Genomic DNA, 13,341 nt, shown 5'->3' with positions numbered 1-13,341 from the left:
CCGGACAACCGGTTCCCGGCGCGCCACAACGGTCGGTTGTGCGCGCCTAGGGTGAACCGGTGGACACCGAGGCATTGCGATCGTTCGTCCGGGCGGCCGAGCTCGGGCAGCTGGGACACGCGGCCGACGAGCTGGGCGTGACGCAGCAGGCGGTCTCCAAGCGGATCGCCGCCCTGGAGCGCGATCTGGAAGTCCGCCTGTTCACGCGTACCGCGCGAGGGGTGGAGCTGACCCTCGACGGCCAGGCGTTCCTCCCCCACGCGCGGAGCGTCGTCGCCGGTGTGGAGCGCGCCGTCACCGCGGTCAGGCCGGGGGCGCGCGCCCTTCGCATCGACGTCCTCGGCTTTCGGAGCGCGCAGGCCGTCGTCCTGCACGAGTACTGGCGGTCGCATCCCGGGACCGACCTCGACGTGGTGACCCTCCGGGTCGACGACCCGCGCGCGGCGGTCGCCGCCATCGAAGCCGGCGAGATCGACGCCTCGTTCCGCACCGTGACCGACCCGGCCGCCCTGCCGTCCGGCGTGCGGATGATCCGGGCGTTCGACTCCCCGCTGGAACTCCTCGTCGGCCCGGGCCACCCGCTCGCCTCCGCGCGGGAGCTGACCCCGGCCCGGCTGCGCAAGCACCGGATATGGGTGCCGGGCATCGCGCCCCGAAGCGAGTGGGGAGAGTTCTACGACCAGCTCACCGCCCGATTCGACCTGCGCATCGACGCGGCGGGCCCGCACTTCGGCGACGAAGTGCTCCTGGACGTCCTCGCGGACTCCGCCGACGTCGCCACCCTCGTCGGCGCCCGGGACCGCTACATCTGGCCGGCGAGCTACGACCTGCGCCGCATCCCCATCATCGAGCCGGCCCTCGCGTACCCGCTCTCGCTCATCCTCCCCAGAACGAACCCCCACCCGGGACTACGCGGAATCATCGCCCACCTCAGAACGCTGCCGAGCCTCCCCGACCCGGTCTGGCTCCCCTCCTGGGCCCCTCAGGAGGCGTCACAAGAGCTCGCCTGACGAAGGCGACCCGGCCGACCGCTGATGGCGGCCTCCCTTGAGCCCCATCTCACCGATTCACCAGAAGGGATCGCGGCATGCCCAGCGACCGCCTCATGCGCATCCACAGCGCCGAGTTCAAGGCCATGGCCGAGAGGGTCCTCCGGGCCACCGAGCTCACCTCCCGCCTGAACGTCCTGCCCTTCGAGGACGAGGCGGGCAAGGCCGAACTGTTCGAACGGATCCTCGGCAGGCCGCTGCCCGCGGGCGTCACGATCTACCCGCCCTTCTACACCGATCACGGCCTGCGCCTGGACCTCGCGGAGCGCGTGTTCGTCAACCAGAACTGCACGTTCCTGGACTACGCCGGAATCCGCCTCGGCGAGCGCGTGATGGTCGGGCCGAAGGCCACGTTCATCACCGCCGGCCATCCGGTCGATCCCGGGGAGCGGCGGGAATGGCTGACCGGCGCGCCGATCGACGTGGCGGAGAACGTGTGGATCGGCGCGGGCGCCACCATCCTGCCCGGCGTCAGCATCGGCCGGGACTCGGTGGTCGCCGCCGGAGCGGTCGTGGCCGACGACGTCCCGCCCGCAACCCTGGTGACCGGCCCGAAAGCGACCCTGAACCGCCAGTGGTGACCGCGGCGGGACCAGGCCGGGGACGGCATGCGTGGAAATCGACCCGTGAGTCCCGTTAGGGTCGTGGCTTGGTGAGCCGGGAAGTCTGGTCGGCGCTGCGTCCGCCATTCCCGAGAGAGCCCCGGTATGACCAACCTTCTGCTCGCCTTCTCCGCCATGCTGCTGCTGGCGGTGCTGGTGTCCAACCTCGCCCACCGCACCGTGCTGTCGACGGCGGCGCTGTTCCTGGTCGGCGGGTTCCTGCTGGGCGACGGCGTCACCGGCGTCATCACTCTGAAGCCGGGCGACACGCTGGTGTCCGAACTGGCCGAGCTGGCGCTGTTCGCCGTCCTGTTCACCGACGGCATGCACGCCGGCTGGCAGGACCTGCGCAGCGCCTGGCGGCTGCCCGGCCGCGCCCTCGGCTGGGGACTGCCCCTCACGCTGCTCGTCACCGCGCTCTTCGCGCACTACGTCGTCGGGCTCGGCTGGGTGGAGTCGCTGCTGATCGCGGCGATCCTCACGCCGACCGACCCGGTGTTCGCCGCCGCGCTGGTCGGCAACGACAAGGTGCCGCCGCGGCTGCGCCACCTGCTGAACGTGGAGTCGGGCGTCAACGACGGGCTCGTCCTGCCGTTCGTGGTGCTGTTCCTGGCGATCGCGCGGGGCGAGGAGAGCCTGCATCTGGGTGAGCTGGGCGCCGAGCTGGCAGGCGGCGTGGCCATCGGCGTGGCGATCCCGTGGGCCGCGATCATGCTGGTGCGGACCCGGTGGTTCGCGATCGCGCCCAAGTACGAGCCGCTCAACGCCGTGGCCATCGGGCTGCTCGTGCTGGCCACCGCGCAGGCCACGCACGGCAACCTGTTCCTGGCCGCGTTCGCCGCCGGCGTCACCGTCGCGACCGTCGGGCACCGCCACCGCGAGGCGTTCGAGCAGTTCGGCGAACTGGTCGCGGAACTGCTCAAGCTCGCCGCGCTGCTGGTGTTCGGCGCGCTGCTGTCCCCCGCGTTCCTCGGCGACGTCGGCTGGACCGGCTGGGCCTTCGCCGTGCTCGCCCTGGTCGTCGCGCGCCCGGTGGCGATCTGGGTGTCCTTCCTCGGCTCCGGGCTCACCGCCCGCGAACAGGGCGCGGTGATGTGGTTCGGGCCCAAGGGCTTCGCCTCGGTCGTCTACGGCCTGCTCGTCCTGGAGTCCGGCATCCCGGCCGGCGAAAAGATCTTCCACCTCGTCGGCGTCACCATCACCCTGTCGATCCTCGCGCACTCCTCCACCGACATCGTCGTCGCGCGCGGCTTCGACGAGGAGCGCGAGGTGCCCGCCTGGTTCGGCAAGGCCCGCGCCCGCCTCCGGCGCCCCGCCCCCGCCGAAGGCGTCGGATCCGACGAAGGCGGTGCCGGACCGGCCGCCGAGTCCGGGGCGGATCGCGAGCCCTCTCCCTGATCAGGAGCCGCGACCGGGCACCTCAACGGGTCGTGCGGAGGGTCGTTTCTATCGCGGTGAGTTTGTCGGCCAGGTGGAGGAGGGCGCCGACGGACGGGTCCTCGGTGCTGCCCGCGAGGGTCTGGGCGCGCCGGTAGGCGGCTTTGATCTCGGTCCAGCGCTCGGCCTCGGACGGGGTGAGGGCGCCCTGGAGTTCGGCGAGCTTGAGGAGGTTGGCCTCCGCGTCCGAGGTGAGGGTCTGGGACTCGGCCCGGTAGTGGTCGTCGATGACCGCTTGCAGTTCCGTGTCGTCCATGACCGGGAGGATGCGTTCGGCGAGCTTGTTCATGTCGCGGTAGGAGCCCTGGAGGCGGAACGGCGGTTCGGTGCGGGACGAGTCGTCCTGGGCGGCGGAGGCTATGTAGGCGCGGTTGACCGTCAGGACCACCTGCTGCGCGCGGTGGAGCTTGGCCAGCACGGACAGGATGTCGTCCAGCTCGGCTTGGGAGTACGGGTGGGACAGGCGGTCGGGGTGGACGGTCTGGTCCCCCGCCGCCAGGCGGACGAGCAGTTCGATGTCACCGCGGTCGCGGCCTCCAAGGGGCGCGAGGACGGGGTTCGAGGTCAGGGCGTTCTCGATGTAGCTGAGCGCGAACAGTTCGTCCTTGCCGGACAGGACGTCGCCGAGGTTCCACACGTCGGCGCGGTTGGCGAGCATGTCGGGGATGCGGAAGCGGCGGCCCGACTCGGTGTAGGGGTTGCCCGCCATGCAGACGGCGAAGCGCTTGCCGCGCAGGTCGTAGGTGCGTTCGGCTCCCTCGATGCGGCGCTGGGCGTCGCAGAGCGGGATGAACTTCTGCAGGAGCTCCGGCGAGGTGTGCTGGATGTCGTCGAGGTACAGCAGGACGTTGGTGCCCATGTCGAGCGCGAAGTTGATCTTCTCGACCTCGCGGGCGGCGGTGGCGTCCGGGGCCTTGGCCGGGTCGAGGGACGTGACGCCGTGGCCGAGCGCCGGGCCGTCCACCTTGACCAGGGCCAGGCCGAGGCGGTCGGCGACGTACTCCATCAGGGTCGTCTTGCCGTAGCCGGGCGGTGAGATGAGCAGGAGCAGCCCCATCTGGTCGGCGCGCTCGCCGTCGCCCGCGGCGCCCAGCTGCTTGGCGAGGTTGTCGCCGATGAGAGGGAGGTAGACCTCGTCGATGAGGCGGTTGCGGACGAACGCGCTCATCGTGCGGGGCCGGAGGCCGGCCACTCCCAGGCGCTTCTCCTCGGCCGCGACCAGCTCGTTCCGCTTCCGCTGGTAGGCGCGGAACGCGGGGACCCGCTCGGTGCGGAAGCGGTGCGTCCTGGTGAGGAGCTCGTCCAGGCGCAGGTCGAGCCGGCGGCCGGTGATCCGCGGGTGGCGGCCGAGCAGGTCGTCGACGGTGGCCGCGAGCGCGGCCGGCGAGTCGTACCGGGCGGACGGGCACAGCAGCATGGACACGGCCTCGGGCAGGTCGGCCGGGTCGCCGTCCGCCCCCGTCCCGAGGTAGGCGGAGAGCCACGCCTCGGCGAGCTGCCGGCGTGCGGCGAGGGTGCCCGCGCCGCGCAGGTCCTCGTCCAGGGGGACGTCGCCGAGCGCCTGGGTGAAGTCCTTCAGCAGGGTGCGGGCGCCCTGGCTCGTCACGAAGCCGTCCGGGGCGGTGGCGAGCTCCTCGACCAGGTACTCGGCGGCGAGCGGGTCGGGGGCGGGCATGGCGTCGCGGTCGGCGAACGCCTCGATCGCCGAGCGGAGTTCCTCGGTCAGCCCGGTGAGGGCGCCGGGACGTCCGAACGCCTCGCGGGCGCGGACGAGCGACCGGGCACGGACCGTCCACGTCGCGCGCTCTGCCTCGTCGGGGCCGTGCGTCCAGAAGAGCTGGGCGGCGGCGCGGGCCTCGCCCGGGTAGCGCAGGAGGCCCGCCTCGGTGTGCAGGCGCAGGAGCGCCTCCAGGATGCGGGCGGCGTCGTGGTCGTGGACGCCGCGCTCGTATCCCTCGTCGTAGCGGTCGGCGGCGGTCTCCCGGACGAGGGCGAGCAGGCGCCCGTCGGCCGCGGCCCGGCGCAGGTCGCCGGGGTCGGCGCCGGCGAGGAGCGACGCCGCCAGGTACTCGGCGCGGTAGGTCTCCGCCGTCTCCGAGACGAGGCTCTGGCTCCAGAAGGGGCGGGTCGCGGCGAAGTCCGCGTCGTGGACGGGCGCGCGGTAGTCGGTCCCGGTGATCGTGAAGGCGACCGTGTCGCGGTGCGGGACGAGGGTCAGCTCGATCGGACGGGTGTTGACCGCGAACCGGTGGCGTCCGAGCCGGATCGTCCCGCCGCCGTCGCCGTACAGGTCGAGGCGGTCGCGCAGGGCGCGGCCGGCCTCCTGGCGGGCGGCGTTGAGGCGGCCGTCCAGCTCCTCGGCGCGGGCGGCCTCGCCCAGGGCGCGCAGCTCGTCGGCGATCGCGCGCAGCCGGCGCACCATGGCGTCGGTCGTGAAGTAGGCGGTGACCTCGGCGGGGGACGCGAGCGCGGCGGCGCGGCGGCGGACACCGGACAGGATCCGGTCGGCCGAGTCGGTGAGCCGGTCGCCGCGGCGGGCGCGCTCGTCCAGGAGCGTCTGCTTGCGGGAGGTGAACGCCTCGTTGAGCTCGGTCCGCTTCGTCTCCAGCTCGGCAAGGAACTCCTCCGGCTCGGCGAAGCGGGCCTGGAGCGTCTCCAGGCGGAGCAGCAGGCGGCCGAGCTGCGCGTCGCAGTCCTCGGGGGTCGCCGCCGCGGCGAGGGCGCCGGCGATGGCCTGGTCCAAGAGGCCGAGTTCGGCGGCGAACGCGGCGCTTCCCTCGCGGGCGAGGAGCTCGCGGCGGCGGTCGTCGAGGACGGCGCGGGCCCGGTTGAGGCCGCCGAGCACCTCGCCGACGCGCTCCAGGATCGCGGTCCGCGCGGTCGCGTCGGTGACGTCGAGGTCGCCGACGACCTCGGTGACGACGTCCAGCCCCTCGTTCTGGGCGTCGAGGAGGGCGGCCAGCGGCGCGGCGTCGGCGGCCGTCCCGATGGCGCGCGCCGCCTCGGCGATGCGCTCGACCTCGGCGTGGTAGCCGGTGAACGCGTCCTCGCCCTGGAGGTACTCGACGGCCTGCCGCGCGGCCTCGTCCAGCTCCGCCCGGACGTCGTCCGAAAGCTCGTCGATCCGGGCGGCGTCGGCGTAGCGGAGGTCGCGGAGCGTCTCCAGGTGCCCCTGGGCGCGGCGGAACTCCGCCAGGCGGGAGACCCAGCCGTCCGCGCTCTCCGGTTCCTCGGTCCGCGCGCGGCGGATCAGGGCGGCGAGTCGCTCGCCCGCCTCGGCGACGGCGGCGGCCGCCTGCCCGGTGAGCGCGCGGACCTTCTCGTACTCGTCCAGGACCTGGCCCGCGGTGGAGCGGACTTCGGCGAGCGGCGCGGCGAGGTCCCCGAGGCGGTCGTCGCCGAGCCAGGGGTACAGGTCCGCCGCGCGCGTGCACGCGGCGATCAGCGCCTCGAACACCCGGCCGGACGGCGACGTCTCCGCCGCCATCCGGGTGATCGACAGGCACTCGGAGACGCCGCGCACGAGGTCGGCGTTCCCGACCCGCTCCAGCGGGCCCGTGCCGACGGGCTGCGCGGCGGCGTGCGCGTCGGACACGAACGGGGTCGCCCAGATCTGCATCGGGTGGACGCGGGACGGCTCGTCGGAGAGCGCCCGCATGACCACGAGCGTCCCGTCGTCGAACAGCGAGTACCCGTGGCAGGTGATCGGCGTCGCGACCTGCTTGCGGATCACGTTGTAGGGCAGCAGCAGCGACCGGCCGTCCTCCCGCGAGTGGAAGACGTACAGGACGTCCTCTCCGTTGGGAGAGCGGACGACCCGCTCGTACTCCAGGCCCGGGACGTCGGTGTCGAACGTCTTCGCGGCGCCCGTGTCGAGGTGGTAGCCGCCGGGGAAGATGATCCCGTGGTCGTCCGGCAGCCGGCGGCACGCCTGCGCGATCCCGTCGAGCCGCACGACCTCCTTGGTGCGGACGTTGAACACCAGGTGCCGCCACGCGGACTCGTTGTACGGCCTGATCCGCAGCAGGACCAGCGCCCCGACCCGCGCGTGCAGGACGTCGGCGTCCGCGAGCGACTGGAGCGGCTCGTCCACCGGCTCGGAGTAGATCCCCTCGCCGGTCCCGGTGTTGTCCTCGATCTTGACGGTGAGGGTCCCGCCGATCGTCTCGACGAACACCTCGCCCTCGATCGAGATGTGCGGGTGCCGCCCGGCGACGTGGTCGTCCCGGGTGGTCTCCACCCAGTCGACGTCGTGCGCGGGTGGGAACGCGTGGTCGCGCTCGCCCTGGTTGTCCTCGTAGGCGACGCCGCCGTCCGGCGCGGTCCGCCACCGCAGGACGCGCAGGTCCGACAGGCGCGGACCGGTCTGGAAGACGGCGAGCAGCCGCCCCTCCACCAGGCGCAGCTGGAGCAGCCGCGCCTGCCGGTAGTACCGGTACATGTCGGCGAAGTCGCGCAGGAAGCGCGGGTCGTCCAGCAGGCCCGGCACGGCCTCCGGCCCGGTCTGGACGAACCGGACGCCCTCCTCTCCGCGCGTGAAACGGTGCAGCGAGAAGACGTCGACGACCGTCGTCTCGGGCTTCAGCCCGAGGAAGGCGTTGCAGCCGAAAAGCATCACCCCGCCGAGCGCCACCACGTCGCGGGGCACGCTGTTGTGCGCCGTGCGGATCCGCTCGGTGCCCGCGAGCCGCAGGTCCGAGCCGCCGAAGACCTCCAGCCGCCGGGCGTTGAGCGCCTCCGCGCGGCGTGCCAGCTCGCCGGCGTGCCCGGCGAGCCGCGCGCGCAGCACCTCGTACGTGCCGTGGTCCGGCTCCGCGTGCCGGTTCACGGCCGCGCCGGGCTCTGTCATGTCCACGCCCACCTGCCTCCCGTTCGTCTACCGCGACGCGTGCCGAACCCCGACCTCGTCCAAGCGGTCCGTCCTGCGGCGAGCCGCCGTCCGGCGGCTCGCCGCGCGTGTCAGCGGGCCGCGGCGCCGACGGTCAGATCGGTGCCGTTCGGCGCGGCCTTCGGCAGCGGGGCGTCGGCGACGCCCAGGCGGCGCGCGGTGTCCAGGAGGTCCTGGAGGCCGGCGGTGTCCGGGCCGCCCGTTCTGATCAGGCGCAGCAGGAGCGCCGAGAGGGTCAGGTCCCGCACGCCGCCGGTGTCGACCGCGCCGAGCACGCGGGACAGGTCCTCGGTGAAGCTCGCCGAGCCGTCCAGCCACGGACCCGCCACCGCCCGCGCGATCTCGGAGTTCTGAACGAAGCCGTCCACGCTCCTGCCGAGGGCGACCGACCCGACCAGGCGGTCGAAGAAGACCGAGTCGCCGCCGACGATGCTGATGTCGGCCTGCTCCAGCCCGGTGGCGAGGACGGTGGCCTGCGCCTCCGCGACCTTCTGCTGCACCTCGATGCCGGCCAGCCGGACGTCCTTCTCCGCCTCCAGGCGCAGCCGGTACTCCTCGTGCTGGCGGGACGCCTCGTCCAGCGCGGCCATCGCGCCGGCCTTCTCGGTCAGCCCCTCCGCCTCGGCCTTCAGGCTCTCGCGGATCCGGTCGGCCTCGGCCATGGCCTTCTCCCGCGCGACCGCGGCCTCGGCGCGCCCGACCTTCTCGATGGCCTCGGCGTCGCGCTCGCGCACCTGGACCTCGGCGAGCCCGGCCGCGGCGGCCTCCGCGCGGAGCCCCTCGGCCAGCCTGATCTTCGCCTGCGCGTCCAGCTCGGCGGTCTCCTGCCGGGCCTGCGCCAGCGTCAGCTCCTCGCGGGCGCGGTGCGCGGCGGCCGCCTCCGCCGCCTCGGCGGCCTTGATGTCCTTGACCAGGTTCTCCTGCGCCTCCGCCTCCGCGTGGATGATCACGGACTGGCGGGCGCGCTCGGCCTCCTCGACCGCGCGGAGCCGCTTGATGGCCTCCTCCTGCTCGGCGACCGTCCGCTCCACCGCGATCCGCTCGCGGACGACGTTCGCGATCTCCCGCTTCTCCGCCTCGACCTCCTTGTCGGCCGCGATGCGGGTCAGCTGCGTCTCGCGCTCGCGGGCGATGACCTCCAGCAGGCGGTCCTTCTCGATCCGCTCGCTCTCGATCGCGAGGACCCGCTCCTTGTTCTTCGCCGCGACCGACACCTCGCGGTCCCGGTTCTCGTTCTGGACGCCGAGCTGCTCGTCGGTGCGCAGGTGCGCGGCCTGCGCCCGCAGCCGCTCCTCGGCCTTGACCCGCTCGATCTCGGCGGCCTCGCGGGCCCGGACGGTCTCGACCTCGCGCTCCTGCCGCAGCTCGGCGTCCGCCTGCCGGCGCTCCAGCTCCAGGATCGCCTCGCGCGCCTCCACGTTCTGGCGCGTGATCTCCTTCTCCTCGTTGCGGGCGTGCTCGTTGGTGCGGACGTGCTCGATCGCGGTCAGCTCGGTGATCTTCCGGATGCCCTGGGCGTCGAGGATGTTCGACTTGTCCAGGGAGAGCAGGGACGTCTGCTCCAAATGGTCGATGGCGGCGTCCTCGAGGCTGTAGCCGTTCAGGTCCGTCCCGATGACGCGGATGATGTGGTCGCGGAACTCGTTGCGGCGGGTGTAGAGGTCGGCGAAGTCCAGGTGCTTGCCGACGGTCTTCAGGGCCTCGGAGAACTTGGCGGCGAACAGCTCCTGCAGCGTCTCCTGGTTGCTGGCGCGCTCGGTGCCGATCGCCTGCGCCACCTTGATCACGTCCTCGACGGTCTTGTTGACGCGGACGAAGAACGTGATGCGGATGTCGGCGCGGATGTTGTCCTGGCAGATCAGCCCGTCCCGGCCGGTCCGCTCGATCTCGATCGTCTTGACCGAGATGTCCATGAGCTCCGCCCGGTGCAGGACGGGCAGGACGATCGCCCCGGTGAAGGTGACGTCGACCTTCTTGAGCTTGGAGATGATGAGCGCGCGGCCCTGGTCGACCTTGCGGAACAACCGGGTCACCATGAGCACGAGGCCGAGGGCGACGAGCAGCGCGAGAGCGAGGAGCACACCGGCTCCTATCGTGATGGTGTCCATCGAGATCCCTGTCTGCCAGAGGGGATGAGAACGCGGGGGCCGGGCGGGGCCCGGGAGTCCTAGCGGAGGCCGGGGGCCGTGTCGTACGGCATGACCCAGAAGAAGCGGCCGTCCGGATCGATATCGAAGATCAGTGCGGTGCTGCCGGTGGTGAGGCCGGTGCCGGCCGCGGCGCCCGCCACGGGCACGTCCATGGCGTGCTGCCGCACCTGGACGATCGCGGACGAACCGTCCGGGGCGGTGACCTCCGCCTGGCCGAAGTCCGGCCCGACCTGCCCGGTGCGGATGACGCACGGCAGGCCGACGAAGTCGCGCAGGGACGCCTCGGCCCGGCCCTGGAAGACGCGCCGCAGCGGCAGGACCGCCGCCCGCGTCCCGATCCAGGCGACGACCAGGGCGAAGGGCAGGACGAGCGCCCGGAGGACGGCGCCGTCCAGCAGCGCCGAACCGGCCAGGCTGACGAACCAGGCGAGGCCGACGAGCACCGACAGCACCACCGTCGCCGGGACGCCCCCGAGCCCGAGCGGTGCGAGGTGCTCTGCGGCGAACCCGTCCTCGGCGCCGGCGCCGGCCCCCGTGTCGGCATCGGCGCCGGCGCCGAGGAAGTCCACTCCGAGGCCGCCGAGCAGGACGAGCGTCCAGTACCCGGCCACGACCAGGAGAGAGAAACTGAAAAGCGCGGTCGGAAAACCGAGCGCGACTTCGACGAATTCGCCCATTGAATGCACGCTTCCGCATCGAGACGGCATGAACTGCGGAAGGGCGCACCGCTACGGCCGCCCGACCGTGAGGAAAGGCTTCGTCAAGCGAAGAAGGGGACCAGCTCAGCTATCCAGGAAGGCGTGCGCCCAGAACACCCGGAAGAAGACGGGGGGCACGTCGCGGCTCGGAGCGCCACGGCGCCGCGGAGCCGCCGGAACGAGAAAGTGCCGGGGAGTCATAGACCCTCCTGATCGGAGACGTATCCTGTCTCGCCGACCAGGCTTCCCGGCACACCGAGAGACACTTTAACTCATTTGCCGGGCTAACGGAAGCCTTTTACCCCGGACTCGGGCTTCGCGCCCGTCCGCCGGCAGGGAAGCCCGTTAATGGCGGCCGACCCCGGACACCGTTTCCCGTAAACCCCGGCCGCTATTTGCTACAAGTGTCGTAGGCCGGGACGGCCCCTTCGCGCCGGGGCGGGCGCGGGAGGACGAGGATGCGGCCGAGGCAGGCCAGGAGCAGGCCGAGCGCCCAGCCCGCGACGGCGCCGGTCGGCCAGTGGTACCCGAGCGTGACGACGGCGACCGCGACACCCGCCGCCATGGCGTGGGCGGCGGCGAGGTGCCGCAGCGGCCCGCCGAGCAGGACGTCCAAGGTCACCGCCACCGCGACCAGTGCGGCGACCGCCGCGAGCGCGTAGGGCGGCCTGCCGTCTCCCGTTCCGGACGCCTTCACCGGCATGTGGCCGGCACCTCCCCGGGGTTTGCTACTACGTTTGTAGCAGTTGGACTAGGGTCGGTGGAGACGGCCGACGAGCGGAGGATGACGATGCCTTTCTGGGACAAGCTGCGCGAGTCAACCCAGACCATGCAGACGCAGCTGCTCAGTAGGAAGAACGAACTGAAGAGCGGAGCGTTCCGTGACGCGAGCATGGCGATGTGCGCGCTCGTCGCGGCCGCCGACGGCAGCGTGGACCCGTCCGAACGGCAGCGCACCGCGTCCCTCATCGCCTCCAACGAGGTGCTGCAGAACTTCCCGGCCGACGACCTGCAGCGGCGGTTCAACGACTACGTGGCCAAGCTCACCGCCGACTTCGACTTCGGGAAGGTGGCGGTGCTGCAGGACATCGGCAAGACCAAGAAGAGGCCGGCCGAGGCGCGCGCCGTCATCCAGATCGGCATCGTGATCGGCGGCGCGGACGGGCACTTCGACCAGAGCGAGAAGGCCGTCGTCCGCGAGGCCTGCTTCGCCGTCGGCCTCGACCCCGCCGAGTTCGAGCTCTGAGGGGCGGCGCGGCCCGTCAGCGGAACGCCAGCACCGACAGCAGGAACGACACGAGGACGTGGTCGAGCTGGAGGGTCGCGGCGGTCAGCGACCCGGTGACGACGCCGTTGCCCATGAACAGCAGCGGGCCGGTGACCGTGTTCTTGGCCGGGGGCGTGCCCATCAGCGCCTCGACCCGTTCGACGACCCCGGACTCGGCGAACGCGCTCAGCGGTCCGGGGTCGCGCGGCTGCGCGAGGGCGACCTTGGCGATCGTCCGGGCGACGGCGGCGCGGTCGCCGGTCGCCTCCGCGGCGTCCTCGTCCGCCCACCGCTCCGTGGCCAGCCGCAGCCGGGCGGCGAGGGGGCGCAGCGGCGGCAGGACGGCCGAGGCCAGCGCCCCGGCGGCGAGGTAGCGGTGGTGCCGGTGCCTGAGGTGGGAGCTCTCATGCTCGAAGACGACGTGGAGCTCCTCGGCCGTCAGCTTCCGCAGCAGGCCCCGGGAGACCAGGACGCCGCCGCGGCGGCCGGGGACCGCGACGGCGATCGGGACCTCGGTGTCGAGCGGCTCGCGGGCGTCCGCCCGCGCGGCGCGGAGCGCGGCGGCCCCCCGGGCGGCGGCCCTGCCCGCGGCCGCCAGCCCGGCCGCCGACAGCACGGCCGCCGGGACCCCCACCGCGTCCGGGACCGGCCGGTCGTCCCCGAACAGCGCCCACTCGGGGACGTGCGCCGCGGCGGCGGGCGCCAGCGTCGCCGCGTAGTTGACGGCCACGAAGAAGCCGGTGCCGAGCGCGGCCACGCCGGTCAGCGCCCCGGTGGTCGCCAGCAGCCGCGCCGACCAGGACGGGTGGAGCCGCGACGGCGCCTTCGCCAGCACGGCGCTCAGCGTCAGCATGATGGCGAGGGGCAGGAAGGTGTACCAGTTCACCCGCCGGCCTCCGGACGGTCGAGGAACTCGCGCAGCTTGCGCGCCTCCTCGGCGCTGAGCGACCGCGCGAACCGGTTCAGCACGTTGCCGGGGTCGCTGGCGTGCCGCAGGTGGTCGCGCATGCGCCCCGCCACCAGCTCGGACTCGTCGACGGCGAGCCGGTACCGGTAGTGCCGGCCCGTCCGGGTCCGCGAGACCAGCTTCTTCTCGTGGAGCCGGTGCAGGATCGTGTTCACCGTCGTGTAGGCGGGGTCGCCGTCCAGCCGCTCCACCAGTTCGGCGGTGCTGGCCGCCCCGCCGAGCCCGGCCAGCGCGGCGAGCACCTCTGCCTCCAACTGCCCGAGCGGCCTGCGCCCCACCGTCC

The 13,341-nt window shown here is 72.9% G+C and carries 10 protein-coding genes; 4 read left to right on the top strand and 6 right to left on the bottom strand.

Annotated features, from left to right (window positions below; translation table 11 throughout):
- Positions 1-59 precede the first annotated feature (59 nt).
- The 3 genes from AB0C21_RS04740 (at position 60) to AB0C21_RS04730 (ending at position 3,049) form a co-directional block, all read left to right on the top strand.
- Positions 60-1,010 (top strand): LysR family transcriptional regulator, encoded by a 951-nt coding sequence (locus AB0C21_RS04740; RefSeq protein ID WP_500202704.1) that lies wholly within the window; start codon positions 60-62, stop codon positions 1,008-1,010.
- A 77-nt stretch (positions 1,011-1,087) separates the two neighbouring features.
- Entirely contained in the window at positions 1,088-1,630 is a 543-nt protein-coding gene (locus AB0C21_RS04735; protein ID WP_500202702.1) for a DapH/DapD/GlmU-related protein, read from the top strand.
- Positions 1,631-1,756: 126 nt separating this feature from the next.
- Positions 1,757-3,049 (top strand): cation:proton antiporter, encoded by a 1,293-nt coding sequence (locus AB0C21_RS04730; RefSeq protein WP_500202701.1) that lies wholly within the window; start codon positions 1,757-1,759, stop codon positions 3,047-3,049.
- Between the two features lie 22 nt (positions 3,050-3,071).
- Here AB0C21_RS04730 and AB0C21_RS04725 read toward each other — a convergent pair whose 3' ends face one another.
- From AB0C21_RS04725 to AB0C21_RS04710, 4 genes are all read right to left on the bottom strand, one after another.
- Positions 3,072-7,937, bottom strand: coding sequence for a DNA repair ATPase (locus AB0C21_RS04725; RefSeq protein WP_500202863.1), 4,866 nt, complete (start codon positions 7,935-7,937; stop codon positions 3,072-3,074).
- 110 nt (positions 7,938-8,047) lie between these two features.
- On the bottom strand, positions 8,048-10,084 hold the full coding sequence (locus AB0C21_RS04720; protein ID WP_500202700.1) for a flotillin family protein: 2,037 nt from the start codon (positions 10,082-10,084) through the stop codon (positions 8,048-8,050).
- Positions 10,085-10,143: 59 nt separating this feature from the next.
- Positions 10,144-10,803, bottom strand: coding sequence for a hypothetical protein (locus AB0C21_RS04715; protein ID WP_500202699.1), 660 nt, complete (start codon positions 10,801-10,803; stop codon positions 10,144-10,146).
- Between the two features lie 412 nt (positions 10,804-11,215).
- A complete protein-coding gene (locus tag AB0C21_RS04710) occupies positions 11,216-11,527 on the bottom strand; it encodes a hypothetical protein (protein ID WP_500202698.1) in 312 nt (103 codons plus the stop codon).
- Positions 11,528-11,608: 81 nt separating this feature from the next.
- On the opposite strand from AB0C21_RS04710, the gene AB0C21_RS04705 reads away from it, so the two are divergent.
- Entirely contained in the window at positions 11,609-12,070 is a 462-nt protein-coding gene (locus tag AB0C21_RS04705; protein WP_500202697.1) for a tellurite resistance TerB family protein, read from the top strand.
- Positions 12,071-12,086: 16 nt separating this feature from the next.
- Here the strand turns inward: AB0C21_RS04705 and AB0C21_RS04700 are convergent, their stop codons facing one another.
- Both AB0C21_RS04700 and AB0C21_RS04695 read right to left on the bottom strand, forming a co-directional pair.
- Complete coding sequence (locus AB0C21_RS04700) at positions 12,087-12,977, bottom strand: M56 family metallopeptidase (RefSeq protein ID WP_500202696.1); 891 nt, start codon at positions 12,975-12,977, stop codon at positions 12,087-12,089.
- Positions 12,974-13,336, bottom strand: coding sequence for a BlaI/MecI/CopY family transcriptional regulator (locus AB0C21_RS04695; RefSeq protein WP_149261816.1), 363 nt, complete (start codon positions 13,334-13,336; stop codon positions 12,974-12,976). The genes AB0C21_RS04700 and AB0C21_RS04695 overlap by 4 nt, the downstream gene beginning before the upstream one ends.
- Positions 13,337-13,341 lie beyond the last annotated feature (5 nt).

The organism is Spirillospora sp. NPDC049024, assembly GCF_040649235.1.
Classification (GTDB): domain Bacteria; phylum Actinomycetota; class Actinomycetes; order Streptosporangiales; family Streptosporangiaceae; genus Spirillospora.
The sequence above is the reverse complement of the archived record's forward strand: the minus strand, read 5'-3'. Positions and strand labels throughout refer to the sequence as shown.